We start from the raw sequence: 25,017 nt of genomic DNA on the forward strand, positions 1-25,017 counted from the left end.
CTCAGCGGTGCTGGTCGAAGAGGATCGGGTTGCCGTCGGGATCGACGACGATGAAGCTGCCCGGACCCGATCCCGACTCGTCGACCTCGCTCACGACCTCGATGCCGCGCTCGCGGAGGGTCCGCTGAAGCTCGCGCACGTCGGTGAAGGCCTCGACCTCCTGCGCCCGCTGGTCCCACCCCGGGTTGAACGTGAGCAGGTTGCGCTCGAACATGCCCTCGAACAGTCCGATCACGTGGTCGGCGTTGCGCAGCACGAGCCAGCCCTGCTCGACCTCGCCCATGAAGGCCTCGAATCCGAGCTGCTCGTAGAAGGCGCGTGACGCGGCGAGGTCCTTCACCGCGAGGCTCACCGAGAATGCGCCGAGTTCCATCACGACCCCTTCCGTCGCTTCTTCGATGCCGCCCACTCCACGAGCCGGTCGGCGTCCCACGTGGTGACGATCCGCTCGGGCGGGATCCTCGCGGCCTCCGCACGCGCCGCCCCGAGCGCGAGGAAGCCGAAGTGGCCGGGCGCGTGCCCGTCGGTGTCGATCGCGAACCGGCATCCGTGGCCGAGGGCGAGCGCGATGAGGTCGTCGGGAGGGTCCTGGCGTTCCGGGCGCGAGTTGATCTCGACCGCGACGTCGTGTTCGGCGCACGCCGCGAACACCGCGTCGGCGTCGAACTCGGACTGGGGACGGGTTCCGCGCGAGCCCTGCACGAGCCGGCCCGTGCAGTGGCCGAGCACGTTGGTGCGGGGATCGCGGATGGCACGCAGCATCCGCGGCGTCATCTCGCGGGACGGGGCCCGCAGCTTCGAGTGCACGCTCGCGACGACGACGTCGAGCCGGTCGAGCAGGTCGCGACGCTGGTCGAGCACGCCGTCCTCGAGGATGTCGACCTCGATGCCCGTGAGGATCCGAACGCCGAGGTCGCCGCGGTCGCGCGCATCGGGGTCGCCGTCGCCCTCGCCGAGCCCGGCGTTCAGCGCGGTGACGATCTCGAGCTGCGATTCGAGACGCTCGGGCGAGAGCCCGTTCGCGACGCGCAGGTTCGGCGAGTGGTCGGTCAGGGCGAAGTACTCGAGCCCGGCGGATGTCGCGGCGCGCGCCATTGCGGCGATACTCGTCGTGCCGTCCGACCACTCAGAGTGCGCGTGCAGGTCGCCCTTCAGCAGTGCGCGCAGGCCGGTGCGGGACTCGGCGCCCGCCTTCTCGCGGAGGTCGGCGAGGTAGGAGGGCACATCGCCGGCGAGCGCCTCGACGATGACGCCGAGGCTCGAGTCGCCGATGCCGGGCGTGCGCTTCAACCGCCCGTCGGACGAGCGGGCACGCAGCTCGTCGACCGACAGCGGGGCGATCGCGGCGGCCGCGCGCCGGAACGCCTTCGCCTTGAACGGCGAGGCGAGCTGCACCTCGAGCAGCGTCGCGATCTCCTCGAGCGCCTGCACCGGGTCCATCGCCCCAGTCTGCACGCGAACGTTCTGGGGGTCGAGTAGCACCGAAGGCGCGTATCGAGACCGGACGGCGGGTCTCGATACGGCGCTGCGCGCCTACTCGACCGACGGGCGCACGTCGAAGGCGACCGCGCGCACCGGCGCGCCGTCGCCGGCGAGGCGCAGTGGGAAGAAGCCGACGCGCATGCGCTCGGGCAGCCCCTCGAGGTTCGTCACGTTCTCGACGATGAGCCCGTCGGCCCCGAGCACGATCTCGTGCACGGGGAACGACGTCGTGCCCGCGGCATCCGTCGGGTCGGGGCTCAGCGTGTCGACCGCGAGCACGCGCATGCCGCGTTCGACGAGCGCACGCGCGGCCGCGGCATCCAGCGCCGGGTGCCGCAGCGCGCGCTCGCTTCCGAAGTGCCGCCACCAGCCCGTGTCGACCACCACGATCGGCGGCATCGCGTCGGGCAGGTCGCCGAGCTCGTCGAGGCCGATCGTCGCGCCGTCGCCCAGGCCCGCGACGCGCACCACGAGCGCCTCGCCGACGAGCTCGTCGAGCGCGACCTCCGCCATCGACCGCCCGCCGGCGACCGTGTGCGACGGCGCGTCGACGTGGGTGCCCGTGTGCGATCCCATCCGCACCGCCGTCACCGCGGCGCCGTCGCGCTCGAGTTCGAGCGCGGGCGCGAGGTGCACCCCGGGGTCGCCGGGGTACACCATCATGCCGTCGGAGATCGGGTGGCTGAGGTCGCGCATCCGCCCGGTCGCCCCGGTCACGCGCCGGTGCCGCCGGCACCCGAGCCCGTGCCGAGCGGCACGCGGCTGAGGTGGTGGCTCGGCTCCGCCGGGTGCGCGGCCCGCTCACGCAGCGAGAGCAGCAGGTAGAGCACGAACGTGAGCGCGAAGCCCGGGATCGTCGCGCCGATCGGCGTGGGCCAGACGTACGTCCAGAGGTAGACCGCGACCGCGCCGACCGCCCAGGACGCGATCGCCGCCCAGTTCACGCCCGCGAGGTACCAGTACCGCCCGCCGCGCGGGTGCAGGATGTCGGGCGTGTAGGCGCCGCGCTTGACGATGTAGTAATCGGCGATCATGATCGCGAAGACCGGGGCGAACAGCGCGCCGATCAGCACCAGGAACGTCGTGAACTGGTTCAGCAGGCCGAAGAACGTCGCGCCGATGATCGAGATGAGGCCGAGGACCAGCGCGGTCGGCAGGAACTTCACCCGGGTGCCCGGGACGGCGTTCACCACCGACGTCACCATGCCGTACACGACCATGGTGTTGGTGGCCATGACCGAGACGAAGATCACGATCGCGAGCGGCCAGCCGAACGGGTCGATGATCGTCACCGGGTCGAACGGCACGGCCTCGCCGCCCGAGAGCACGACGTACGCGATCGCCGTGGCGCCGAGCGACATCGAGATGATCGTCGAGAGGCTGTAGCCCACGCCCGCGCCGACGATCCCGTCGCGGCTGGTCTTCGCGAAGCGGTTGAAGTCGGCCGAGAGCACCGTCCACGAGATCGCGGTGGCGATGACGACGTCGAGCACCAGGATCGGCGTGTAGATGGTCGGTGCCGGCTCGATGGCGACGTACTCGGCCGGCGTGAACGTGGTGAACGCGGCGATGAAGATGTACGCCATGATCGCGAGCATGACCGCGGCCAGCCACGGCTCGATGCGGGCGATGCCCTCGTGGCCGAAGATCGCGAGGATCACGACGATCGTCTGGCAGACGACCGCCCACAGGACGGGCAGCGAGACCCCCGTGAACGAGGCGACGATGAAGTCGAGCGCGATGCCGGCGAGCATGGCCTGCACCCAGCTCCAGCCCATCAGGATCACGACGTTGGCCGTGACGGGCAGCAGGCTGCCCCGCGTGCCGAACGGTCCGCGTGTGAGCGCCATGGTCGGCAGCCCGGTGCGCGTGCCGATGTTGCCGACCAGTACCAGCACCACGGCGCCGATCAGGGTGCCGACGATGATGAGCAGGATGACCAGGCCGTAGTCCACCTCAGGCACGAAGAGCGTGCCGGTGAGCAGGGTCGTGACGACGAGGTTCGCGGCGAGCCAGATCAGGCCGATGCGCACCAGCGAGAACTCGCCCTTGACGGGGCCGGCGTCGTCGGAGTTGCGTTCGAGGCGTTGTTCGAGGCGGGTGTAGAGCGACATTGCTGTTCTCCTCGGGTTGGGGGGGTCAGGCCGCGTCGTCGGCGGGCATGGGGGAGAGGTGCTCGTGCACGGCGACGAGGCCGCGGGTGGGGTCGGTGCGGAACACGATGGTCTCGCGCTCCCGGTAGGCGTCGGGACCGTCGGGCGTCTCGACGGCGGTCTCGACCGAATGGGTGAACACCGCGCCGCCCGGGAACGGCTGCACGCGGCGGTCACTCGACGTGCACGAGGCGACGCGCCATCCGCTGGCCACCCATTCGGCCCAGAGGCGCTCGTACGCGGCCCGGTCGTCGAGTCGTGCGGGCTCGGTGTGGAACACGAAGGTCGCGTCGGGCGCGAACGTCGCGAAGTAGCGGGGTCCGTCGGTCGCGGCGAAGGCCTCGACGATGGCGGATGCCGCGGCCTCGACCTCCTCGACGGCGGGGGTGCGTTGCTCGGTCATCTCGTGGCCTCCGTTCCCTTGGGCGCCATGGCACTGAGGAGCTCGTATGCGACGTGGCTCGCGGCGACGGCCGTGAGCTGGGCGTGGTCGTACGCGGGGGCGACCTCGACGATGTCGGCGCCGACGATGTTCCGGTCGGCGAGGGCGCGCAGCATCCGCAGCAGTTCGCGGCTGGTGAGCCCGCCGGCCTCGGGGGTTCCCGTGCCGGGTGCATGGGCCGGGTCGAGCACGTCGATGTCGATCGAGATGTACAGCGGCGCGTCGCCGATGCGGGCGCGCATGCGGTCGATCGCGGCCGCGACGCCGTGCTCCTCGAGGTACTCGCTCGAGACGATCGAGAAGCCGAGCCGCTCGTCGTCCTCGAGGTCGCTCTTGGCGTAGAGGGGGCCGCGGATGCCGACGTGCATGCTCGCGGTGAGGTCGATGAGGCCCTCCTCGCTCGCGCGGCGGAACGGCGTGCCGTGCGTGGTCGGCGCGCCGAAGTAGGTGTCCCACGTGTCGAGGTGGGCGTCGAAGTGGAGCACCGCGACCGGGCCGTGCTGGGCGTGGACGGCGCGGAGCAGGGGGAGTGCGATCGTGTGGTCGCCGCCGATGGCCACGGTCCTGCGCGCGGCCGACTGCAGCTCGCGCGCGCCGGCCTCGACCTGGCGCACGGCCTCGGCGATGTCGAACGGGTTCACGGCGATGTCGCCGGCGTCGGCGACCTGCTGGGCGCCGAACGGGAAGACGTCCTGCGCGGGGTTGTACGGGCGCAGCAGGCGCGACGCCTCGCGCACGTGCGCGGGACCGAAGCGTGCGCCGGGGCGGTAGCTCACGCCCGAGTCGAACGGAACGCCGACGATCGCGACATCCGCCCGCTCGACCTCGTCGAGGCGGGGCAGGCGCGCGAACGTGGCGATGCCGGCGAAGCGTGGCACGACGCTGGCGTCGACCGGTCCGCGCGGCGCGTGCTCGGGAGTGGGTTGCATATTACGAAACTTCCAGTACTGTTGAGGAAACTCAGCCACACGGTACGCCCGGCACCCCGCCCGCGTCAACCACCGAGGTCGAGACCGGGCCGACGGGCCGTACCGATCCCCAGCGAAGGAGCCGGCGTTGCGTCCCATCCATCCCTCAGCCGACGCCGACGGGCCGCCCATCGGCGCCAAGCTCCGCAGTACCCGGATGGCGCAGGGCCTCACGCTCGCGCAGGTCGCCGAGTCGAGCGGCCTCAGCAAGGGCTTCCTCAGCCGCCTCGAACGCGACGAGACCTCGCCGAGCGTCGCGACCCTCGTGCAGCTCTGCCAGGTGCTCTCGCTGCCCGTCGGCGCGTTGTTCGCCGAACCCGAGATCCAGAAGGTCACGCGCGCCGACGCGCCGCGCATCAACCTCGGCGGCGTGCACGTCGAGGAACACCTCATGTCGCCGCGCGGCGAGTCGCGCGTGCAGCTCCTGCGTTCGTCGCTCGAGGCCGGCGCGCACGGCGGGAGGGAGCTCTACACCGTCAACTGCGACGTCGAGGTCATGCACGTCGTCACGGGCGCGGTGGCCGTGCGGTTCGCCGATCGCATGGTGCGGCTCGACGCCGGCGACGCGCTCACCTTCCCCGGTCGCGAGCCGCACACCTGGACCGCCGAGGACGACCAGCCCGCCGAGGTCGTGTGGGTGCTCGTGCCCGCGCCGTGGAGCGGGTCAGCCTAGCGCATGCGCGAGTGCCCGCGAGGGGGGCTGCGCCGCGACCCCGGCGGGCCCTAGGGTCGAGCCATGATCTTCGGCAGGGCACGCGTCGAGGTCGAGGCCTCGACCGACGATGACGGCGAGGGCGACGGCGCTCGCCGCGGCACCGGCGGTCCGATCTGGAACGACCGGCTGGGCAGGTGGTCGATCCGCAGCCTGCAGATGCTCCTCGTCGCGGCGCTCGGCGCTGTGGCGGTCTGGGGCCTCCTGCAGGTGCGGGTGCTCGTCATCCCGGTGCTGATCGCGCTGATCCTCGCCGCCGCGGCCGCGCCGCTCGTCGTCTGGCTGCGCCGCATGGGGTGGTCGCCGATGCTCGCCGCGTGGACGACGCTGCTCGGCGGCATCCTCGTGCTCGGCGGGATCGTGACGGCCGTCGTCTTCGCGGTGCGCGGCCAGTGGGCCAGCCTCGTCGAGTCCGCCACCGAGGGATTCGACGACCTGCTCGGCTGGGTGCAGGACCTGCCGATCCCGATCGACCAGCAGCAGATCGACGACGCCCGCAATGCCATCGTCGACTTCGTCACGAGCGCCGAGTTCGGCCAGACCGCGCTCACGGGCGTCTCCCGCGCGACCGAGTTCGTCACGGGGCTCCTCCTCATGGTCGTCGTGCTGTTCTTCTTCCTCAAGGACGGCGACCGCATCTGGGCGTTCTTCATGCGGCCGTTCCGCGGCGAGCGGCTCGAGCGCGGACGCCGCGTCGGCACCACGAGCGTCAAGGTCCTCGGCGGGTACGTCCGCGGCACGGCCATCGTGGCGTTCGTCGACGCGTTCTTCATCGGCCTCGGCCTCGTGATCCTGCAGGTGCCGCTGGCGCTGCCGCTCGCGGTCATCGTGTTCCTGACGTCCTTCATCCCGCTCGTCGGCGCCACGCTCGCCGGGATCCTCGCCGCGCTCGTCGCGCTGGTCGCCAACGGTCCGATCGTGGCGCTCATCGTGGTCGCGATCGTCATCGTCGTGAACCAGCTCGAGGGCGACCTGCTCCAGCCGGTCGTCATGGCGCAATCGCTCAAGCTGCACCCGCTCGTGATCCTCATCGCCCTGACCGCGGGCACCATCGTCGGCGGCATCGTCGGCGCCGTGCTGGCCGTGCCCCTGACCGCGGTCGGCTGGGCCATCATCAAGGTCTGGGAGGGCGAGGACCCCTCGATCGACGAACGCAAGCACCTGCGGTTCCGCAGGAGACGCGTGAAGGAGGTCCCCGCCGCCCCGGCCGACGGGTCCACGGTCGCCTGAGCGTCAGGGGCGGGCGGCGAGGTGCCGCTCCAGTGCGTCGAGCGCGCCGAGCTGGCCCTTCACGAGCAGCATCCACGCGTCCGCGACATCCACCCACCGCACCTCGTCGACCTCGGGGAACTCGGCGGTGCGGCCCGAACGCGGCGGCCACTCCAGCTCGAACGTGCCCGGCCGGAACCCCTCCAGCTCGAAGCCGGGCGCCTCGCCCGCGAACACGTGCAGCAGCTTCCCCGACGCGTAGCGCACCGTGCCCAGGTCGGCGTACTCGACGTCGGGCGCGGGCAGCCCGAGCTCCTCAGCGAACTCGCGCAGCGCCGCGTCGCGCGGCGCCTCGTCGGCGTCGAGCTCGCCCTTCGGGATCGACCACGCGTGCTCGTGCTTGCGCGCCCAGAACGGGCCGCCCATGTGGGCGACGAGCACCTGCAGCCCGGGAGCGCGCCGGTAGAGCAGCACGCCGGCGCTCGTCACCGGCATCGGCGAACCGCCCGAGCCGCGCCGCGCGCGGCGGCGATCACGGTCGTGGCGAGCGGGCGAACACCCAGAGGCAGACGGCGAGGCCGACCCCGCCCACCGCCATGATCGCGAAGATGGCTCCCCAGAGCACCGTTTCGATCGACATGCGCACCTCCGTGTGACACCTGGCCTCATTCTGCCCGCGGGGGATGCCGGCGCGCCAGCATGCCGCGCCGCCATCCTGCGCGGGCATCGTGCGCCGGCATCGGTGGCGGGGGACCGCTCGCGGGGGTTGCCGGCGCGGCATCCGTCACTACGGTGGGAGTACGCGAAAGGGGACGGCGATGGCGAAGGTGCTGATCATCGGGGGCCACGGCAGGGTGGCGCTGCAGCTCGAGCGGATCCTCGCGGAACGGGGTGACGACGTCGAGGCGGTCATCCGCAATCCCGACCACGCGGCGGAGGTGGCGGCGACCGGCGCGAACCCGGTCGTCGCCGATGTCGAGACGCTCGACGTCGACGGCCTCGCCGAGGTCATCGCCGGCCATGACGCGGTCGTCTGGTCGGCCGGCGCCGGCGGCGGCGACCCCACGCGCACGCGCGCGGTCGACCACGACGCGGCGGTCCGCTCGATGGATGCCGCGGAGCAGGCGGGCGTGCGCCGGTACGTGATGATCTCCTACTTCGGCTCGCGCACCGACCACCGGGTGCCCGCCGACAGCGCCTTCCGGCACTACGCCGACGCGAAGGCCGACGCCGACGAGCACCTGCGCGCGTCCGCCCTCGACTACACGATCCTCGGGCCCTCGGCGCTCGCCGACGGGCCGGGCACCGGCGCGATCGACGCGACGGGCGAGTCGAGCGGCGACGTCGACCGGGCGGATGTCGCCGCGGTCGCCGCGGCGGCGCTCGCCGACCCGGGCACAATCGGCCGTACCATCCGGTTCAACCGCGGCTCGACCCCGATCGCCGAGGCGCTGCGGGCCTGATCGCACCGGCGGCGGCTCAGGCCGACCCGCGCCAGACGATCTCGCAGTCGAGGCGCCGCTCCGCGGGCGTCTCCTCGTCGGCCAGCCGCGCGAGGACGAGCCGGGCCGCCTCGGCGCCGAGGCCGGCCGCGGGCTGCCGCACGGTCGACAGTTGCGGGGTGGTCCGGCGGGCCCAGGCGCTGTCGTCGAAGCCGACGACGCCGACGTCCTCGGGCACGCGTCGTCCGGCGGCGCGAAGTGCCTCGATAGCGCCCGCCGCGACGGCGTCGGACGCGGCGAATACGCCGTCGAGGTCGGGGGCACGTTCGAGCAGCCGGCGCATGCCGTCGCGTCCGGCGGAGTACGAGTAGAACGGCACCGGCTCGACCAGGGTGTCGTCGAACGCGTCGCCCAGCGCCTCGGTGAATCCGGCGAGGCGGTCGGCCCCCGAGTCGCGGTCGAGGGCCGCCGCGATCATGCCGATCCGTCGGCGCCCGGTTGCGGCCAGCCGCTCGGTGATGGCGCGCGCCGCGCCCCGGTTGTCGATCACGACGAAGGCCGCGCTGCTGGCGGCGCCGGGCGGGTGCCCGACGTACGCGGCCGGCAGCTGCAATCGCTCGACCACGCGGGTGATGGGGTCGTCGGCGCGCGCCGAGACGATGATGACGCCGTCGACGAGCCCGCCCGAGAGGTATCGGGCGACGCGGTCGGTGTCGCGCTCGGTGTCGACGATGAGCACGGCCATCTGGTGGTCGGCCTCGGAGAGCTCGGTGTTCGCGCCGAGCAGGATCTCGCCGATGTTCGGGTCCTCCACGAACAGCGAGTGCGGCTCGTGCACGATGAAGCCGACCGCCTGGGTGCGCTGCATGACCAGGTTGCGCGCCGCTGTGTTCGGCACGTAGCCGACCTTCTCGATCGCGGCCTCGATCGCGTCGCGCGCCGCCGCCGAGACGTACGGCTCTCCGTTGACGTAGCGGCTCACGGTGCCGCGCGAGACCCCGGCCTCGAGGGCCACGTCGTGCACGGTCGCACGCTTGGAGCGGGCCGGCCTGGTCGTCATGGGACTCACTGTAGTGCCGCGCAGGTGTTGACACGGCCGCCGCGCAGTGCCATTCTGTGTACGTTCACAGAAATTGCGCGGGCGAATCGCTCGGAGCAATCTGTGCACGTTCACAGAATCAATGACGATCATCCGGGAGCACCGTGGACCACCACGCGACGACACTGGCGCCGATCCCGCCGCGGCAGCCCGAGCCTGCGCCCGCCGCCGCCCGCCCCCGCTTCCAGCACCAGGGCATCGCCTTCGGGTGCGACTACAACCCCGAGCAGTGGGACCCGGCCGTCTGGCGCGAGGACGTCGCGCTCATGCGCGAGGCCGGCGTCGACCTCGTGGCCGTCAACATCTTCGGCTGGGCAGCCCTCCAGGGCCCGCACGGCGGGTACGACTTCGCGGCGCTCGACGAGGTGATCGGGCTCCTGCACGACGCCGGCATCCGCGTGAACCTCGGTACGGGCACCTCGTCGCCGCCGCCGTGGCTCACGACCCGGCACCCCGAGATCCTCCCCGTCGTCGAGGACGGCACCACGCGGTTCCCCGGCGGTCGGCAGGCCTGGTGCCCGAGCTCGCCCACCTTCCGCCGCTACGCGCTCGCGCTCGTCGGCGCCGTGGCCGAGCGGTACGGCGAGCACCCCGCCGTATCGCTGTGGCACGTATCGAACGAGCTCGGCTGCCACAACGCGCTCTGCCACTGCGACGAGAGCACGCGCGCGTTCCGCCGGTGGCTCCGCGAGCGCCACGGCACGATCGACGAGCTGAATCGGGCCTGGGGCACGAGCTTCTGGAGCCAGCGCTACACCGACTGGGACGAGATCCTCACCCCGAAGCTGACACTCTCGAGCCGCAACCCGGGGCAGGTGCTCGACTTCCAGCGGTTCGCCTCCGACGAGTTGCTCGGGTACTACCGCGCCGAGGCCGAGGTCATCCGCCGGCACAGCGCACTGCCGATCACGACGAACTTCATGGTCACCGCCCACATCCGCAACCTCGACTACTGGTCGTGGGCGCCCGAGGTGGACGTGATCGCCAACGACCACTACCTCGACCACCGCCTCGGCGAGCCGCGCACCGAGCTCGCGTTCGCGGCCGACCTCACGCGCGGCCTCGCCGCGGGCGCGCCGTGGCTGCTCATGGAGCACTCGACCGGGTCGGTCAACTGGCAGCCCGTGAACCTCGCCAAGGAGCCCGGCCAGATGCTGCGCAACTCGCTCGCGCACGTCGCGCGGGGCGCCGATGCGGTGTGCTTCTTCCAGTGGCGCGCGTCGCTGCAGGGCTCCGAGAAGTTCCACTCCTCGCTCGTGCCGCACGCCGGCACCGACTCGGCCCTCTGGCGCGAGGCCGTGGAACTCGGCCGCATTGTGGGCGCGCTCGACGAGGTCGCGGGCACCCGCGTCCACGCCGACGTCGCCCTGCTCTTCTCGTGGGAGTCGTGGTGGGCGTCCGACGCGGAGACCCGGCCGACCCACGCGATCGAGTACCTCGACCAGGTGCACGCCCTGTACGGCGCCCTGCACGACCTCGGCGTGACCGTCGACGTCGTCCGGCCCGGCGACGACCTGACGCGCTACCGCCTCGTCGTGGTGCCCGGGCTGTACCTCGTCTCCGACGTCGACGCGGCCGCGCTCGATGAGGCCGTGGCATCCGGCGCCCACGCGCTCGTCACCTTCTACAGCGGCGTCGTCGACGAGCACGACCGGGTGCGACCAGGCGGCTACCCGGGCGCGTGGCGCGATCTGCTCGGCATCCGCATCGAGGAGTTCGCGCCGGTCCTGCCGGGCGAGCCCATCACGCTCGAATCGGGGGCGGGCGCGTCGCTCTGGACCGACCGGCTCGACGCGACGGATGCCGCGGTGCTCGACCGCTTCGCCGACGGCCCCGCCATCGGCCGGCCCGCCCTGACCCGCCGAGCCGGCGCCGACGGCGCGGGCGACGCGTGGTACCTCGGCACGCTGCTCGAGCGCGACGCCCTGCGCGCCGTCGTGGGCCGCGCGCTCGAGGGCGCGGGCGTGGAATCCGTGCCCGGCGCCTCGGCCGAGGTCGAGATCACCCGTCGCCGCGGCGACGGGCGGGCGTACACCTTCGTCGTGAACCACGGCGCCGCCGACGTCGAGGTCGACGTCCGGGGCACCGAGCTCGTGACCGGATCCGTCGTCGACGGGCGCCTCGCGGTGCCCGGCGGCGCGGTCCGCGTGATCAGAGAGGAGGGCGCGCAATGACCGCACCCGTGACCACCCCGACCCCCGCGCGCACCGCAGCGCGCGGCGGAGGCGGGCGAACCAGGCGGGCCCGACGGCCTGTGCACCACCCCGGCGCGATCATCGCGTTCGTCGCTCCGTTCGGCGTGCTGTTCCTGCTCTTCTACCTGATCCCCATCGGCGTGGCGATCTGGCAGTCGATGCTCGTCGTCGAGCGCGAGGGCACGTACGGCGCCGCGACCGAGGTCTTCGGCGGGTTCCAGCAGTACGCGCTCGTGTTCCAGAACGAGGCGTTCTGGACCTCGGTGGGCCGCGTGCTGGTGTTCGGCATCGTGCAGGTACCGGTCATGCTGGCCCTCGCCCTGCTCTTCGCGCTGCTGCTCGACTCGCCGCTCATCCGCGGCAAGAAGTTCTTCCGGCTCGCCTTCTTCGCCCCCTACGCGGTGCCGGGCGTGATCGCCGCCATCATGTGGGGCTTCCTCTACTCGCCGAACCTGTCGCCGTTCGAGGCGCTGACGAGCCAGGTGGACCTGCTCTCGGCCGACTTCGTCCTGTGGGCGATCGCGAACGTCGTGACCTGGGTGTTCGTCGGCTACAACATGCTCATCATCTACTCGACCCTGCTCGCCATCCCGCAGGAGATCTACGAGGCGGCCCGCATCGACGGCGCCGGCCAGGCGCGCATCGCCTGGTCGATCAAGATCCCGCTCGTGCGGCCCGCGCTCACCCTCACGGCGGTGCTCTCGATCATCGGCACGCTGCAGCTGCTCGCCGAGCCGCAGACGTTCCGCTCGTTCAGCTCGGCGGTCACGAGCACGTACACGCCGAACATGACGATCTACGCGACCAGTGCGGTCCCGAACGTGTCGCTCGCGGCGGCGTTCTCGGTCGTGCTGGCCCTCGCCACGTTCATCCTGTCGTTCGCGTTCCTGCGACTCACCCGACGGAAGGGGGCGGACGCATGAGCATCGTCACGCCGACCGATGCCGCGGCCCTCGAGGCCGCGGAGGAGTCCACCGAGCGGCGCGGCACGTCCGGCCGCGGGCGCGGACCGCGCGAGGGGATCCTCTCGCGGACGGGCGCGATGCTCGTCATGGCCGTCTTCACGCTGTACTTCCTCGTGCCGATCTGGTGGCTGCTCGTGGCCTCCACGAAGGAGCGCGGCGACCTGTTCAGCACGAACCCGCTGTGGTTCGCCGACTTCGCGCTGTTCGAGAACATCGGCGACCTCTTCGCGTACCGGGACGGCGTCTACCTCAAGTGGATCCTCAACAGCGTGCTCTACGCCGGGTTCGGCGCCGTCGTGGCGACGATCCTCGCGGCGATGTGCGGGTACGCGCTCGCGAAGTACCGCTTCCCCGGCCGCGAGACGATCTTCAACGTCGTGCTCGGCGGCGTGCTCGTGCCCGCCACCGCGCTCGCGCTGCCGCTGTTCCTGCTGTTCAGCCGCGTCCAGCTCACCGACACGTTCTGGGCGGTGTTCCTCCCCAGCGTCGTGAGTCCGTTCGGCGTGTACCTCTCGCGCGTGTTCGCCGAGGCATCCGTGCCCGACGAACTGCTCGAGGCGAGCCGGCTGGATGGCGCGGGCGAGATCCGCACGTTCTTCACCGTCTCGATCCGGTTGATGTTCCCCGCGCTCGTCACCGTGTTCCTGTTCCAGTTCGTGACCATCTGGAACAACTTCTTCCTGCCGCTCATCATGCTGCGCAGCGAGGAGCTGTTCCCGGTCACCTACGGCCTCTACGCCTGGAACTCCACGATCAACCAGTTCCCCGAGCTGCGCACCTACGTGCTCGTCGGCTCGCTGCTCTCGATCATCCCGCTGATCATCACGTTCCTGCTGCTTCAGCGCTACTGGCGCACCGGCCTCGGCGCCGGCTCACTGAAGTAGACACCCCGCCCGGGGGCATCCGGGTCGAAACACCCCCACCGAGAAGAGGAAACCATGCGTCACACGAAACGAGCGGTCACCGCAGCCCTGCTCACCTCCGCCGCGCTCGCCCTGACCGGGTGCGCCGCCGGCGACGCCTCGTCGGGCGGCGACGCCGCCGCATCGTGCGAGCCCGCCGGCGAGGACGTCACGCTCGAGTTCACCAGCTGGATCCCCGGCATCGAGGACGCCGTCGCGGTCTGGAACGAGCAGAACCCCGAGATCCAGGTCGAGGTGCAGACCGGCCCCAACGGCAACTCCGGCACGTACCAGAACTTCTTCAACCAGCTCGAGGCCGGGAACGCCCCCGACCTCGGCCAGATCGAGTACGACGCGCTGCCGAACTTCCGCGTGCAGGACGGCCTCGAGAACCTCGCCGCGTGCGAGGACGTCGTCGCCGCCGAGGACCAGTTCCTCGACTGGACGTGGGGCCAGGTCTCGCTCGGCACCGAGGACGAGGTCTACGGCGTCCCGCAGGACCAGGGCCCGATGGCGCTGTTCTACCGCAGCGACCTGTTCGAGCAGAACGGCATCGCGGTGCCCACCACGTGGGAGGAGTACCGTGCGGCGGCCGTGAAGGTGCGCGAGGCCGGCGGGTACATCACCAACTTCTCGCAGACCGACATCAACCAGTTCGCGGGCTTCGTGTGGCAGGCCGGCGGCCAGTGGTTCGCCAACGACGGCGACGAGTGGACCGTCGAGCTCACGAGCGACGAGTCGACCAAGGTCGCCGAGTACTGGCAGGACCTCATCGAGAACGGCCTCGTCTCGACCTACCCGGCGTGGACCGACGAGTGGAACAACGCCTACAACTCGGGTGAGGTATGGACCTGGAACTCGGCCGTCTGGGGCGCCAACTCGATCGCGTCGGGTGCGCCCGACACGGCGGGCAACTGGTCGGTCGCGCTCGCGCCGCAGTGGGAGGCCGGCGGCGACGCCGCCGGCAACTGGGGCGGCTCGTCGATCGCGGTCTTCAAGGGCACCGACCACCTGTACGAGTCGGCGAAGTTCGCGCTCTGGCTGAACACCTCCGATGAGGCGCTCACCATCCTCAACACGGAAGCGGCGATCTACCCGGCCACCGAGGCCGGCCTCGAGCTGCCGACCCTCACCGAGGGCGTCGAGTTCTACGGCGGCCAGGCGATCTACGACGTGTTCGCCGAGGCGTCCGCGCAGGTCAGCCCCGACTTCGTGTGGGGTCCGACCATGACGCAGACCTACGCCGACGTCTCCGACGGGTTCAAGGCCGCGGCATCCGGCAGCGGCACGCTGGTCGAGGCGCTCGAGAAGGGCCAGCAGTCGACCATCGACGCGCTCGAGGCGCAGTCGATCCCGGTCGCCGGCTAGCCTCCACGGAGCAGCGTTCCCGGGCCGCGGGGGTCGATCGATCGGTCGACACCCGCGGCCCTCGCGCGCCCGGGTGCCACGCGTGCGGGATGATGGGGCATGACCCTCCCGCTGCCCGGCTCGACGCCCGACGCCGCCGGCGCCGCCGGCGAGACGTACGGCGCGGTGGTCGCCTCGACGGCGGACGGTGCGACGCGCGACGCCGTCGTCGCCGTGCTCCGCGACATCCGGTTCACCGGCTGGATCGCGCCGCCCGACGGCGGCTGGGTCGTCGCGATCGCCGATCCCGGGGGCGGCACGGTCGCGGCGGATCGCCGCGGGGTGCTCGAGGTCGCCGCCGCGCTCGCCGGCCGGCTCGCCACCACGGCGTTCGCCGTGCGCGTGCGCGAGGACCGCCAGCTCGTGCTCGCCGCGTGGCGCGGATCCGAGGAGCTCGGCCGCTACTCGAGCGACCCGTCCCGCGAGCCGGGCGCCGATGATCTGGTGCTCGCCGAGCCGTACGGCGCGGAGCTCGCCGACGCCTTCGCCTCGGTGGCGGGGAAGCCCGACTCGGCCGAGGCTCTGGTGGAGGTGCTCGCCGAGGAACTCGAGGTCGACAGCGTGTTCGAGTCCGAGCGCCTGGCCCGCGTGCTCGAGCTGCTGGGGATGCCGCGGTGGATCGTCGCGTCGACGGCCCTGCCGCGCGACATCCCGACCGGGCCGCGTGCCCGTGAGCTGGCACGGCTGGGTGCGGGGGCGACGGGGGTGCTCGGCCGGATGCGAGGGCGGGCTGCGGCGCCCGCCCGGAGACGGATGGCACCGCCGCCCGCGATCGCGGCGCCGCCGCGTGCCGACGACCTCGGTCTCGACCCGTGGCTCCTCTGACGCCGTGTCGCCGACGCCCGCCGGGGACGACTCGCGCGGCGGGTCTGGCCGCGGACCGCGCGCGGGAGTAGCATCGCCCGCACCTGCCGGCCCGACACCGCTCCTGGAGGTCACCGTGAGCATGACCCTCGACGAACTGCCCGCCGTCGCCGAATGCTCGGTGACCGGGTGCTCGTACAACGACCACTCGCACTGCCATGCCGCCGCGGTCACGATCGCGGGATCGGTGGGCGATGCCGAGTGCGTGACGTTCATCCCCCTCGGCACCAAGGGCGGTCTCGACAAGGTCGTCACCCACGTCGGCGCGTGCCAGCGTGCCGAGTGCGTGCACAACGACGCGCTCGAGTGCCACGCGAGCGCCGTGCGCATCGGGCCGGGGATCGACGACGCCGATTGCCTGACCTACGCCGCGCGCTGATCCGTCCGTCGCGCTGACCTCCGCCGCGCGCCGGCCCGCCCTGCGCGCGGTTCTGCCGCGCGCGCGGGATGGTGTGGCAGGGTGGGATCACGGGATCCCATCTCGCGCCGTGGTGCGAGATCGGCTCCCGCCGAGGTCCCGACGCGAAGGAGGCATCGTGTTGCCCGAGATCCACGGCGCGGTCGGTTCCGTGCCGGTGGGACCCTCCGAGCACGCGCGATGACCACCGCCGGCCGGGTCCGCTCCGACGCCGCCGCGCCGGATCTCCTGCAGCCGTACGTGCCCCGCCTCGTGCGCTTCTGGGACGAGGAGGCGCCCGGCGCGCTGCACCGGCCGGTCGAGGGCAGCATGGCGCTCATCGACATCTCGGGCTTCACGCGGATGTCCGAGCGCCTGGCGCGGCACGGCAACGTCGGCGCCGAGGAGGTCACCGAGGTCATCGACGGCACCTTCGATCGGCTGCTGCCCGCCGCGTACGCCTTCGGTGCCAACCTGCTCAAGTTCGGCGGCGACGCGCAGCTCATGCTCTTCACCGGCGAGGACCACGAGACGCGGGCGGCCGCCGCCGCCCATGCGATGCGAGCCGAGCTGCGACGGCTCGACGGCTTCACGACCAGCGCCGGCAAGGTGGCCCTCCGGATGTCGGTCGGCGTGCACAGCGGCACGTTCGACTTCTTCCTCGTCGGCCGGTCGCATCGCGAGCTGATCGTGGCGGGTCCCGGCGCCACCCGGACGGTGCAGATGGAGTCGGCGGCCGTCGCCGCCCAGGTGCTGCTCAGCCCCGAGAACGCACGGCTGCTGCCGCGCGAGGCCGTCGGGGCCCCGTCCGGCCCGGGCTTCCTGCTGACCCGGGCCCCGCAGGTCGAGCAGTCCGGCTTCCGTGCCGCCCAGAGCCCGGAGGTCGACCTCCGGCAGTTCATCCCGCTCGGACTGCGCGCGACGCTGTCGGGCGCGGCCGTCGACGCGGAGCACCGCCCCGCGGCCATCGCCTTCCTCCGCTACTCCGGGTTCGACCGGATGGTCGCGCAGGATCCGACGCGCGCCGCCGCGGCGCTCGACGAGCTGGTCACGACGGTCCAGGGCTGCGCCGAGGCGCACGGGGTCGCCTTCCTCGGCACCGACATCGCCCAGGACGGCGGCAAGATCATCCTCACCGCGGGCGTTCCCGACACGGCCGGCAACAACGAGGAGCAGATGCTGCTGGCCGCGCGCGACATCCGGAACCGTGCACCGGACGACCTCCCGTTGCACATCGGGATCACGGCCGGCTCGGTGTTCGCGGGTGCCGTCGGTCCGGCGTACCGGAGGACGTACACGATCATGGGCGACGCCGTGAACCTCGCCGCCCGCATCATGGACAAGGCCCCGGCGGGCGAGGTCTACGCGACGCAGGAGGTCCTCGACGCCTCGCGGACCACGTTCGAGGTCAGCGCGCCCGAGCCGTTCCTCGTCAAGGGCAAGCAGCAGCCGGTCCACGCCATGTCGGTGGGCGAGCCCGAGGGCAGCCGCGCCTCGGCGCCCGTCTCCGCCACCCCGCTCATCGGCCGTGACGAGGAGCTCGAGATCCTCACGCGGGCCTGGGCGAGGGCGCGGAAACGGCATGGCGGGGTCGTCGAGATCGTCGCCGGTCCCGGGATGGGCAAGTCCCGGCTCGTGCAGGAACTGCTCGCGACCGCGCGGCCGGAGCGCGTCGTGGCGGCGGAGTGCCGCCTCTACCAGACCGCGACGCCCTACTTCCCGTTCCGCACGCTCCTGCGGACGGCCTGGGACCTGCCCGACCCCGACCCCCGCGCGACCGAGGCGGCGCTCGCCGACCTGGTCCGCGCCCGGGTGCCTGAGCTCGAGCCGTGGCTCGCGCTCATCGGCCTGCCCCTCGGCCTCGCCTTCCCCGAGTCGCCCGAGGTCGCCGAGCTCGACGACCAGTTCCGCCCGGCGCGCACGCACGCGGCGGTGTCGGCGTTGCTGCGGGCCACGAACGCCGAGCCGACCCTGTTCCTCATCGACGGCGGGCAGTGGATGGACGAGGCGTCGCGCGACCTGCTGACCACCCTCGTCGCGGCGGTCGAGTCGCTGCCGTGGTTGTTCGTCCTGAGTCGCCAGCCGGGTGACGGGATCGTCGTCGACGGAAGCGACGTCATCACGCGCGTCGAGCTCGAGCCCCTCGACGCGGCCCATGCCAAGGACCTGCTGCAGCGCGCCGAGACCGGCACGCCGCTGCTGCCCAGCCAGGTCGACCTCCTCGCCGCCCGCGCCGAGGGCAACCCGCTCTTCCTGCTCGAGCTGCTCCATGCCCTGCGCCAGGGCGCCGCGGTCGACTTCCTGCCCCAGTCCGTGGAGGGCCTCATCGCGGCGCGGGTCGACACGCTCCCGCCCGCCGACCGCAACCTGCTCCGACGATTCGCCGTGCTCGGGGCCGCATTCCGGCCGGAGTACACCGCGGCGGTGCTCGACGAGGTCGCCGGCGACCTCCACTGGCTGAGGCAGACCCTGCGCCGCCTGACCGACTTCCTCCTCACGGACGAGGGCGGCTGGATCCGCTTCCGGCACAGCCTGATCCGCGACGTCGCGTACGAGGGGCTCCCGTTCCGGACCCGTCGCGAGTTGCACGCCCGCGTGGGCGACGGGATCCTCAACACCTCGTCCGAATCCGCCGCCGGACGGGTCGAGCTCCTGTCGGTCCACTACTTCGAGGCGCACCGCTGGGCGGAGGCGTGGGAGTTCTCACGGCAGGCGGGCGACCGCGCGAAGGAGCTCTACGCCAACCTCGAGGCGGCCACGTTCTACCGCCGCGCCATGATCGCCTCGCGCTCCCTCCCCGGGCTGTCGCCGTCGGACGTCGCGGATGTCGCCGAGGCCCTCGGCGACGTCCTCGAGCAGGCGGGCCTCTTCGAGGAGTCGGTGGGCGCATTCCGCCAGGCCGGTCGCCTCGTCCGGGACGACCCGATCCGCTCCGCCGACATCCTGCGCAAGCGAGCCCGGGCTCGGGCGCGCACCGGCGCGTACGCCGCGGCGTACCGCGACCTGACGATCGGTCGTCGCCTCGTGGCCGAGCTCGGACGCGTCGAGGCGCTTCGCGCGACCGCCCGGCTCGACGCCCTGAACGCGCAGATCCGGCAGCTGCAGGAGCACATGCCCGCTGCGGTGCGGCTCGCCCAGCAGGCGATGGCCGAGGCCGAGGCCTCAGGCGAGCGGGAGGCCCTGGCGCGCTCGTACCAGGTGCTCGACGCCGCCTACGTGATGCTGGGCCAGTCCGCGAAGGCCGTTTACGGCGAGCGCGCGCTCGCCATCTACGACGAGCTCGGAGACCTGACGGGCACCGCCGTCGTGACCAACAACCTGGGCGGGCAGGCCTATTGGAAGGGCGAATGGGAGGCCGCCGTGACCTTCTACGCGCGGGCCCAGGACGCCTTCCTGCGTGCCGGCAACGAGTCCGAGGCGGCGACGTGCGGCGCGAACATCGGCGAGGTGCTGGTCAGCCAGGGACGGCTGGAGGAGGCGGAGCGCGTGCTCGTCCCCGCGGTGCGCGTGCTCCGGGCGCACGGACTGGTCGATGCCGCGATCTTCGCCGAGATCCAGCTGGCGCGGCTGCGATTGCTCCGCGGCGACGAGGGCGCGATGGACCGCCTCTCGGCCCTCAGACGCGAGGCGACCCGGACCGGTCAGGTGCAGTCGGCGATCGAGGCGGCGATCCTGTTCGCCCATGGGCTCGTCCTGGAGGGCAGGCCTCGGGAGGCGATGGACACCCTGGCCGAGACGGAGCGCGGCTCGGGCGGCGAGGCGGAGGTCTACGGCAGCACGATCCTACGGACGAGGGCGCAGGCGCTCGTCGCGCTGGGTCGTGCCGGGGAGGCCAGGGATGCAGTGGCGGCCGGGCTCGCCCAGGCGCGCGAGCAGGGGCTCGTCTTCGAGGAGGCGCAGCTCCGGCTCATCGAGGCCGAACTCTCGGAGGACCGGTCGGCAGCATGGCACGCGCGGACAGAGGCGGAGGGCCTGCTCCGGGAGCTCGGCGTCGTGGACACGACGGCGGGCTCCCGGAGCTGACGATCAGCGCATCTTCGGGTCCCCGATCCCGACCACGTCCCACGCGGTGCGCGTCTGCGTCGCAGAGTAGATGCCGGTGCTCTCCTGGACGATGCACCAGGTGTGGCCGGCCGGGATCACCGAGGTGTCGATCGAGCCGGGTGCGTCGGGCGTGGTGAACGGATCACCGGCGCACCACGGCATGTACTCGAACCCGAGCGGCCCGTCATCGTCCTGGTCGTACTCGAGCTTGCTGGTGAACGGGTTCGCGGAGTCCTTCGGAGCGAACTTCACGGTGCCCTGGTAGGCCGCCTGCTGCGGGGCGCCGGCGTTGTCGACCGGCACGAAGCTGATCGTCTCGGCCGCGATGTCCACCTCGAGCGTGTACGGCTTGAGCACGCAGTCGGAGCCGTCGGGGTTCGTCAGCCGGGTGAAGCTGCCGAAGAGGGTCCCCACCTCGATCGTGGCCGTGTTGTCGGCCTCGGTGCAGCCCAGCTCGCCGTCGAACCCGGTGAGGGTGAACACGGTGTCGAACGCGGGGTCGTTGCCGAAGTCGGAGCTGCCCTCGAGCGAGACCTCGCCGCTCACCGGCCGGAACTCCACGGTGTCGAACGAACCCGACGGTTCGATGGTCACGTAGCAGTTGTCGGCGGGCCCGGCGTCGGGCCCGGCGTCGGAGGCGTTCCGGCAGTTGGCGATCGGCTGGGCCGCCGTCGCGGTCGCGGTGAAGGGCTCGGTCGCGCTCCCGTCGACGCCCTGGCCGGGGACGATGCCGCTGCCGGCGCGGATCTGGAAGGTGTCGACCTCTGTGTCGCCGTGGGACACGACGATGTCGACCCGGACGCTGCCCTTGAGCTCGAGGTCGAGCGAGGCCCGGACGGCGTCGGGGACGCCCTGCAGGTCGATGGTCAGGTATTCGGTGCTGTCGACGCGCGAGCATGGAACGCCCGTGGAACCGCCGGTCTTGATGCCGATCGAGCCGTCCTTCAGGCCCGGTCCGCGGTCGCTGCCGTCGATGCCCGCCAGTGGGCCGTCCACCGTGATCTGGCAGTTCTTCGGCGTGCCGATGGTCTGCGTGATCGGATCGCCCCCGTTGCTGTAGACGAAGTTCGTCCCGTCGCTGCCGAGGTGCAGCCGCAGCGTCTCGTCGCCCGTGCCGGTGGCGCTCAACGCGGTCACCCCCACGCCGAGTGCGAGTGCGGCGGTCACCGCCGCGAGCGTTCCGATCGATCGAGCGACGTTCATCCTGGCCTCCAAGGAGCACCGGTGATCCGGGCAGGCTGGATGCCGACCCGCGGGTCACGAATCGCCTCATGCTAGTCGCGCTCCGCCGCGGCCACGACCCACCAACAGGGGTGACGCCGATCTCCCCGACCGTGTCGGGCGGACTCGAGTGGGACGTCAGCCGGCGCGCGCGATCGCGGGACCCTCGCTGAACTGGCACGACGTCGCGGAGAGCCGCTGCTCGGGATCGAGGCGCGCGAGCACGGCGCCGGCGATGGCGTACAGCTGCTCGAGCTGCTCGGGCGTGAGGGCGTCGAGCACGTTCTGCCGCACCGCCTCGACGTGGCCGGGCGCCGCCTCGTCGATGAGGAGGAGGCCGGCGTCGGTGATGGTCGCGTTCGTTGCGCGCCGGTCTTCGGGGCATGGGAAGCGGTGGATCAGGCCGCGCTCCTCGAGGCGCCGGGCGACGTGCGAGAGGCGGGGGAGCGTGGCGTTCGTGCGCGACGCGAGCGCGGTCATGCGCATCGTGCGATCGGGCGCGGCCGCGAGCGCCATGAGCGCGCCGTACTCGAAGTGCGTGAGCTGCGCGTCGCGCAGCAGCTGTGCGTCGAGCGCACCCGGCAGGAGTTCCGTGAGCGCGACGAGCCGCACCCAGGCCGCCGATTCCTCGGTGTTCAGCCAGCGCGTGTCATCCGTCATGCGTCATATTCTCGCACACTTGGTTGACGCGACAACTGAAAGCCGCTATGGTGTTAGTTGTCGCTACAAGTAATCGCGCCGAGGGGCGCGGAGAGGACATCATGACGACCGTCAGCATCATCGGAAACGGCAACATGGGCACCGCCATTGGCGGCATCGTGGCAGCGGGTGGCAACACCGTCGAGTTCGTCGGCCGCGACGCCGCGGAGCAGGTCACGGGCGATATCGTGATCCTCGCCGTGCCGTACCCGTCGGTGGCCGAGATCGTCGAGGCGCGCCGCGACCAGCTCGCGGGCAAGATCGTCGTCGACATCACCAACCCGCTGAACTTCGAGACCTTCGACTCGCTGGTCGTGCCCGCCGACGCGTCGTCGGCCGCCGAGCTCGCCGCGAAGCTCCCCGAGTCGCGCGTGCTGAAGGCCTTCAACACCAACTTCGCCGCCACGCTCGCCTCGAAGAACGTCGGCGGCGCGCAGCCCACGACGGTGCTCGTCGCCGGCGACGACGAGCTGGCCAAGCAGGCCCTCGTCGACGTCGTGCGCGCCGGCGGCGTCGACGCCGTCGACGCGGGCAAGCTCGCCCGTGCCCGCGAGCTCGAGTCGATCGGCTTCCTCCAGCTGACGCTCGCGGTGCAGGAGAAGGTCGGCTGGAACGCCGGCGTCGCGCTCGTCGCCTGAGCCGAGCCACCGCCCGCCCCCACCACGACGCGCCCCGCGGCCCCAGGCCCGGGGCGCGTCGGCGCGTCCACGCATCGGTGCGTCCGGTTCGGCCCCGTCAACCCGTTGACGTTCGCGGCGCCGCGGAGCAACGTGGAGATCACCCGGGCGATCGGCGCCGAGATCCGGCGAGCGGCGTCCGACGGAGGAGGAAGACCAGCAATGAGCGACCCGCTGAACCCGTGGGAGGAGGAGGACCGGCTCCAGCCTGCCGGCGACCTCAACCCGGACACTCCCGACCTGACGGGCACGATCAACACGGTCAGCGGCGGGCTCGGCGCCGGCGGCCACGGCGACGCCGTGCTGAGCCCGGACACGGCCGACCGTGAAGCCGCCGATGCGAAGCAGGCCGCGGCGGGCGGCGCCGGCGACACCGGACCTGCGCCCGCGCCCGGCGGCAGCGCCGACACCGATCCGGCGCCCGACGCGAACGACCTCGAGGCCGACAACGCGGTCGAGCAGGAGACCATCGAGACCGTCGATCCGGCGAACCCGCCGGCCTGACCGCGCTCGGCGCTCCCGGCCGCGCGCGCGGGCCGTTCGGCCCGCGCCCGCGGCGTGCGCCGGGGTTAGCGTGACCACGTGGACTGGGCCGCCTGGTTCTCGTGGTTCGACGCCCGCGATTCCGATCTCGCGCGCGAGGTGCTGCAGCGCGGCATCGCCGCACTGTTCGTCGTCGCCTTCCTGTCGACCCTGAACCAGTTCCGGCCCCTGCTCGGGGAGCGGGGCCTGCTGCCGGTCCCCGACCTGCTCGACGCGGTCCGGGCCGCCGAGGACCGACTGCGCGAACGCCGGGAGCGCACCGACGAGAAGGTCGGCCTGTGGCGGCGCACCCGTCGCCGCGGGTACCTCGGCCCGACGGTCTTCCGGCGGTGGGGGTACAGCGACGCGAAGCTGGTCGGCGTCTGCGTCACCGGGCTCGTGCTCGCGGCATCCGTCGTGGTCGGCCTGCCGCAGCTGGGCCCGCCGTGGGTGCCGATGCTCGCCTTCCTCGCCCTCTGGGGGCTGTACCTGTCGATCGCGAGCGTCGGGCAGACCTTCTACGGCTTCGGCTGGGAGATGCTGCTGTGCGAGGCGGGGTTCCTCGTGGCGTTCCTCGGCTCGCGCGAGGTGCCGCCGCCGCTGCCGATCGTCGTGCTCGTCTGGTGGCTGGTCTTCCGGCTCGAGTTCGGGGCCGGCATGATCAAGATCCGCGGCGGTCGCGAGTGGCGCGACCTGACGGCGCTGTACTACCACCACGAGACCCAGCCCATGCCCGGGCCGCTCAGCCGCCAGGCGCACCTGCTGCCGAAGTGGTTCCACCGCATCGAGGTGATCGGCAACCACGTCGCGCAGCTGATCGTGCCGTTCCTGTTGTTCGCGCCGCAGCCCGTGCGCACCATCGCGGCCGCGGTCATCATCGCCACGCAGCTGTGGCTCGTGATCACGGGCAACTTCGCATGGCTGAACTGGATCACGATCGTCCTCGCGTTCGGCGCGGTCGGCGACTCGGCCGTCGAGTGGCTGCTCCCGTGGCTGCCGATCGAGGCGATCGAGGCGCCGTCGGATGCCGCGAGCCCGCCGTGGTGGATCGCGATCGTGCTCCTCGTCACGGCGCTGATCCTCTGGCTCAGCCGCCATCCGCTCATGAACCTCGTCTCGAAGCGGCAGCTCATGAACGCGTCGTTCGACCGCTACATGCTCGTGAACGCGTACGGCGCCTTCGGCACGGTCACCCGGCAGCGGGTCGAGGTGGTCGTCGAGGGCACCGCTGACGATCCGCGCGATCCCGGTGCCGAGTGGCGCGAGTACGGCTTCAAGGGCAAGCCCTGGAACGCGAAGCGCATCCCGCGGCAGTACGCGCCGTACCACCTGCGCCTCGACTGGCTGATGTGGTTCCTGCCGCTCGGGCGCATCCACGAGGAGTGGTTCATGCGATTCCTCGAGCACCTCCTCGAAGCGGATGCCGCGACGCTGAAGCTGCTCGCCCGGGACCCGTTCGACGGCGAGCGCCCTGCGGCCGTCCGCGCGCGGACCGAGCTGTACACGTTCGCGACCCGCGAGGAGCACCGTCGCACCGGGAACGTGTGGATGCGCCATCCGCTCGGCATCGCCATCCCGCCGATCATGCTCGCCCCGACGTCGTCGCGCGACTAGCGG

23 protein-coding genes are annotated in these 25,017 nt (G+C 72.1%); 13 read left to right on the forward strand and 10 right to left on the reverse strand.

Annotation, left to right across the window (positions count from 1 at the left end):
• Position 1: 1 nt before the first annotated feature.
• The 6 genes from AC3RKB_RS10495 to speB all read right to left on the reverse strand — a co-directional run bounded on the left by AC3RKB_RS10495 (position 2) and on the right by speB (position 5,006).
• On the reverse strand, positions 2-373 hold the full coding sequence (locus tag AC3RKB_RS10495; RefSeq protein ID WP_491436090.1) for a VOC family protein: 372 nt from the start codon (positions 371-373) through the stop codon (positions 2-4).
• Positions 373-1,440: a PHP domain-containing protein gene (locus tag AC3RKB_RS10500; RefSeq protein WP_491436091.1), complete on the reverse strand. Its 1,068-nt coding sequence runs from the start codon at positions 1,438-1,440 to the stop codon at positions 373-375. Before AC3RKB_RS10500 ends, AC3RKB_RS10495 begins: the two co-directional genes overlap by 1 nt.
• Positions 1,441-1,533: 93 nt before the next feature.
• Positions 1,534-2,199, reverse strand: a complete 666-nt coding sequence (locus AC3RKB_RS10505; RefSeq protein WP_491436092.1) for a cyclase family protein — start codon at positions 2,197-2,199, stop codon at positions 1,534-1,536.
• A complete protein-coding gene (locus AC3RKB_RS10510) occupies positions 2,196-3,596 on the reverse strand; it encodes a purine-cytosine permease family protein (protein ID WP_491436093.1) in 1,401 nt (466 codons plus the stop codon). The genes AC3RKB_RS10505 and AC3RKB_RS10510 overlap by 4 nt, the downstream gene beginning before the upstream one ends.
• A gap of 25 nt (positions 3,597-3,621) precedes the next feature.
• Complete coding sequence (locus AC3RKB_RS10515) at positions 3,622-4,038, reverse strand: YybH family protein (protein WP_491436094.1); 417 nt, start codon at positions 4,036-4,038, stop codon at positions 3,622-3,624.
• Positions 4,035-5,006, reverse strand: coding sequence for an agmatinase (gene speB / locus AC3RKB_RS10520; protein ID WP_491436095.1), 972 nt, complete (start codon positions 5,004-5,006; stop codon positions 4,035-4,037). Before speB ends, AC3RKB_RS10515 begins: the two co-directional genes overlap by 4 nt.
• Before the next feature lie 127 nt (positions 5,007-5,133).
• Here speB and AC3RKB_RS10525 point away from each other — a divergent pair, with 127 nt between their 5' ends.
• Positions 5,134-5,718 (forward strand): helix-turn-helix domain-containing protein, encoded by a 585-nt coding sequence (locus AC3RKB_RS10525; RefSeq protein WP_491436096.1) that lies wholly within the window; start codon positions 5,134-5,136, stop codon positions 5,716-5,718.
• A gap of 63 nt (positions 5,719-5,781) precedes the next feature.
• A complete protein-coding gene (locus AC3RKB_RS10530) occupies positions 5,782-6,987 on the forward strand; it encodes an AI-2E family transporter (RefSeq protein ID WP_491436097.1) in 1,206 nt (401 codons plus the stop codon).
• A gap of 3 nt (positions 6,988-6,990) precedes the next feature.
• On the opposite strand, the gene AC3RKB_RS10535 is transcribed toward AC3RKB_RS10530, so the two are convergent.
• On the reverse strand, positions 6,991-7,461 hold the full coding sequence (locus tag AC3RKB_RS10535) for an NUDIX hydrolase (RefSeq protein WP_491436098.1): 471 nt from the start codon (positions 7,459-7,461) through the stop codon (positions 6,991-6,993).
• Between the two features lie 323 nt (positions 7,462-7,784).
• On the opposite strand from AC3RKB_RS10535, the gene AC3RKB_RS10540 reads away from it, so the two are divergent.
• Positions 7,785-8,429 (forward strand): SDR family oxidoreductase, encoded by a 645-nt coding sequence (locus tag AC3RKB_RS10540; protein WP_491436099.1) that lies wholly within the window; start codon positions 7,785-7,787, stop codon positions 8,427-8,429.
• A 16-nt stretch (positions 8,430-8,445) separates the two neighbouring features.
• Here AC3RKB_RS10540 and AC3RKB_RS10545 read toward each other — a convergent pair whose 3' ends face one another.
• Positions 8,446-9,468 carry a LacI family DNA-binding transcriptional regulator gene (locus tag AC3RKB_RS10545; RefSeq protein ID WP_491436100.1) on the reverse strand — a complete coding sequence of 341 codons (1,023 nt, stop codon included), beginning with the start codon at positions 9,466-9,468 and terminating at the stop codon, positions 8,446-8,448.
• Positions 9,469-9,611: 143 nt separating this feature from the next.
• On the opposite strand from AC3RKB_RS10545, the gene AC3RKB_RS10550 reads away from it, so the two are divergent.
• The 7 genes from AC3RKB_RS10550 (at position 9,612) to AC3RKB_RS10580 (ending at position 20,260) form a co-directional block, all read left to right on the forward strand.
• Positions 9,612-11,681 carry a beta-galactosidase gene (locus AC3RKB_RS10550; protein ID WP_491436101.1) on the forward strand — a complete coding sequence of 690 codons (2,070 nt, stop codon included), beginning with the start codon at positions 9,612-9,614 and terminating at the stop codon, positions 11,679-11,681.
• Positions 11,678-12,625, forward strand: a complete 948-nt coding sequence (locus AC3RKB_RS10555) for a carbohydrate ABC transporter permease (RefSeq protein ID WP_491436102.1) — start codon at positions 11,678-11,680, stop codon at positions 12,623-12,625. Before AC3RKB_RS10550 ends, AC3RKB_RS10555 begins: the two co-directional genes overlap by 4 nt.
• Complete coding sequence (locus AC3RKB_RS10560) at positions 12,622-13,551, forward strand: carbohydrate ABC transporter permease (RefSeq protein ID WP_491436103.1); 930 nt, start codon at positions 12,622-12,624, stop codon at positions 13,549-13,551. The genes AC3RKB_RS10555 and AC3RKB_RS10560 overlap by 4 nt, the downstream gene beginning before the upstream one ends.
• 54 nt (positions 13,552-13,605) lie before the next feature.
• Positions 13,606-14,937, forward strand: a complete 1,332-nt coding sequence (locus AC3RKB_RS10565) for an ABC transporter substrate-binding protein (protein WP_491436104.1) — start codon at positions 13,606-13,608, stop codon at positions 14,935-14,937.
• Between the two features lie 99 nt (positions 14,938-15,036).
• A complete protein-coding gene (locus AC3RKB_RS10570; protein ID WP_491436105.1) occupies positions 15,037-15,801 on the forward strand; it encodes a hypothetical protein in 765 nt (254 codons plus the stop codon).
• Between the two features lie 121 nt (positions 15,802-15,922).
• Complete coding sequence (locus AC3RKB_RS10575) at positions 15,923-16,219, forward strand: DUF1540 domain-containing protein (protein WP_491436809.1); 297 nt, start codon at positions 15,923-15,925, stop codon at positions 16,217-16,219.
• 219 nt (positions 16,220-16,438) lie between these two features.
• Entirely contained in the window at positions 16,439-20,260 is a 3,822-nt protein-coding gene (locus AC3RKB_RS10580; RefSeq protein WP_491436106.1) for an AAA family ATPase, read from the forward strand.
• 3 nt (positions 20,261-20,263) lie between these two features.
• On the opposite strand, the gene AC3RKB_RS10585 is transcribed toward AC3RKB_RS10580, so the two are convergent.
• Both AC3RKB_RS10585 and AC3RKB_RS10590 read right to left on the reverse strand, forming a co-directional pair.
• Positions 20,264-21,484, reverse strand: coding sequence for a hypothetical protein (locus AC3RKB_RS10585; protein ID WP_491436107.1), 1,221 nt, complete (start codon positions 21,482-21,484; stop codon positions 20,264-20,266).
• A 156-nt stretch (positions 21,485-21,640) separates the two neighbouring features.
• Complete coding sequence (locus tag AC3RKB_RS10590) at positions 21,641-22,162, reverse strand: MarR family winged helix-turn-helix transcriptional regulator (RefSeq protein ID WP_491436108.1); 522 nt, start codon at positions 22,160-22,162, stop codon at positions 21,641-21,643.
• Between the two features lie 101 nt (positions 22,163-22,263).
• Between AC3RKB_RS10590 and AC3RKB_RS10595 the strand changes: the two genes are divergently transcribed.
• The 3 genes from AC3RKB_RS10595 (at position 22,264) to AC3RKB_RS10605 (ending at position 25,014) form a co-directional block, all read left to right on the forward strand.
• Positions 22,264-22,839: an NADPH-dependent F420 reductase gene (locus AC3RKB_RS10595; RefSeq protein ID WP_491436109.1), complete on the forward strand. Its 576-nt coding sequence runs from the start codon at positions 22,264-22,266 to the stop codon at positions 22,837-22,839.
• A 201-nt stretch (positions 22,840-23,040) separates the two neighbouring features.
• Complete coding sequence (locus AC3RKB_RS10600) at positions 23,041-23,382, forward strand: hypothetical protein (protein WP_491436110.1); 342 nt, start codon at positions 23,041-23,043, stop codon at positions 23,380-23,382.
• A 78-nt stretch (positions 23,383-23,460) separates the two neighbouring features.
• Positions 23,461-25,014 (forward strand): lipase maturation factor family protein, encoded by a 1,554-nt coding sequence (locus AC3RKB_RS10605; RefSeq protein ID WP_491436111.1) that lies wholly within the window; start codon positions 23,461-23,463, stop codon positions 25,012-25,014.
• Positions 25,015-25,017 lie beyond the last annotated feature (3 nt).

This window comes from Agromyces capsici, assembly GCF_058349965.1.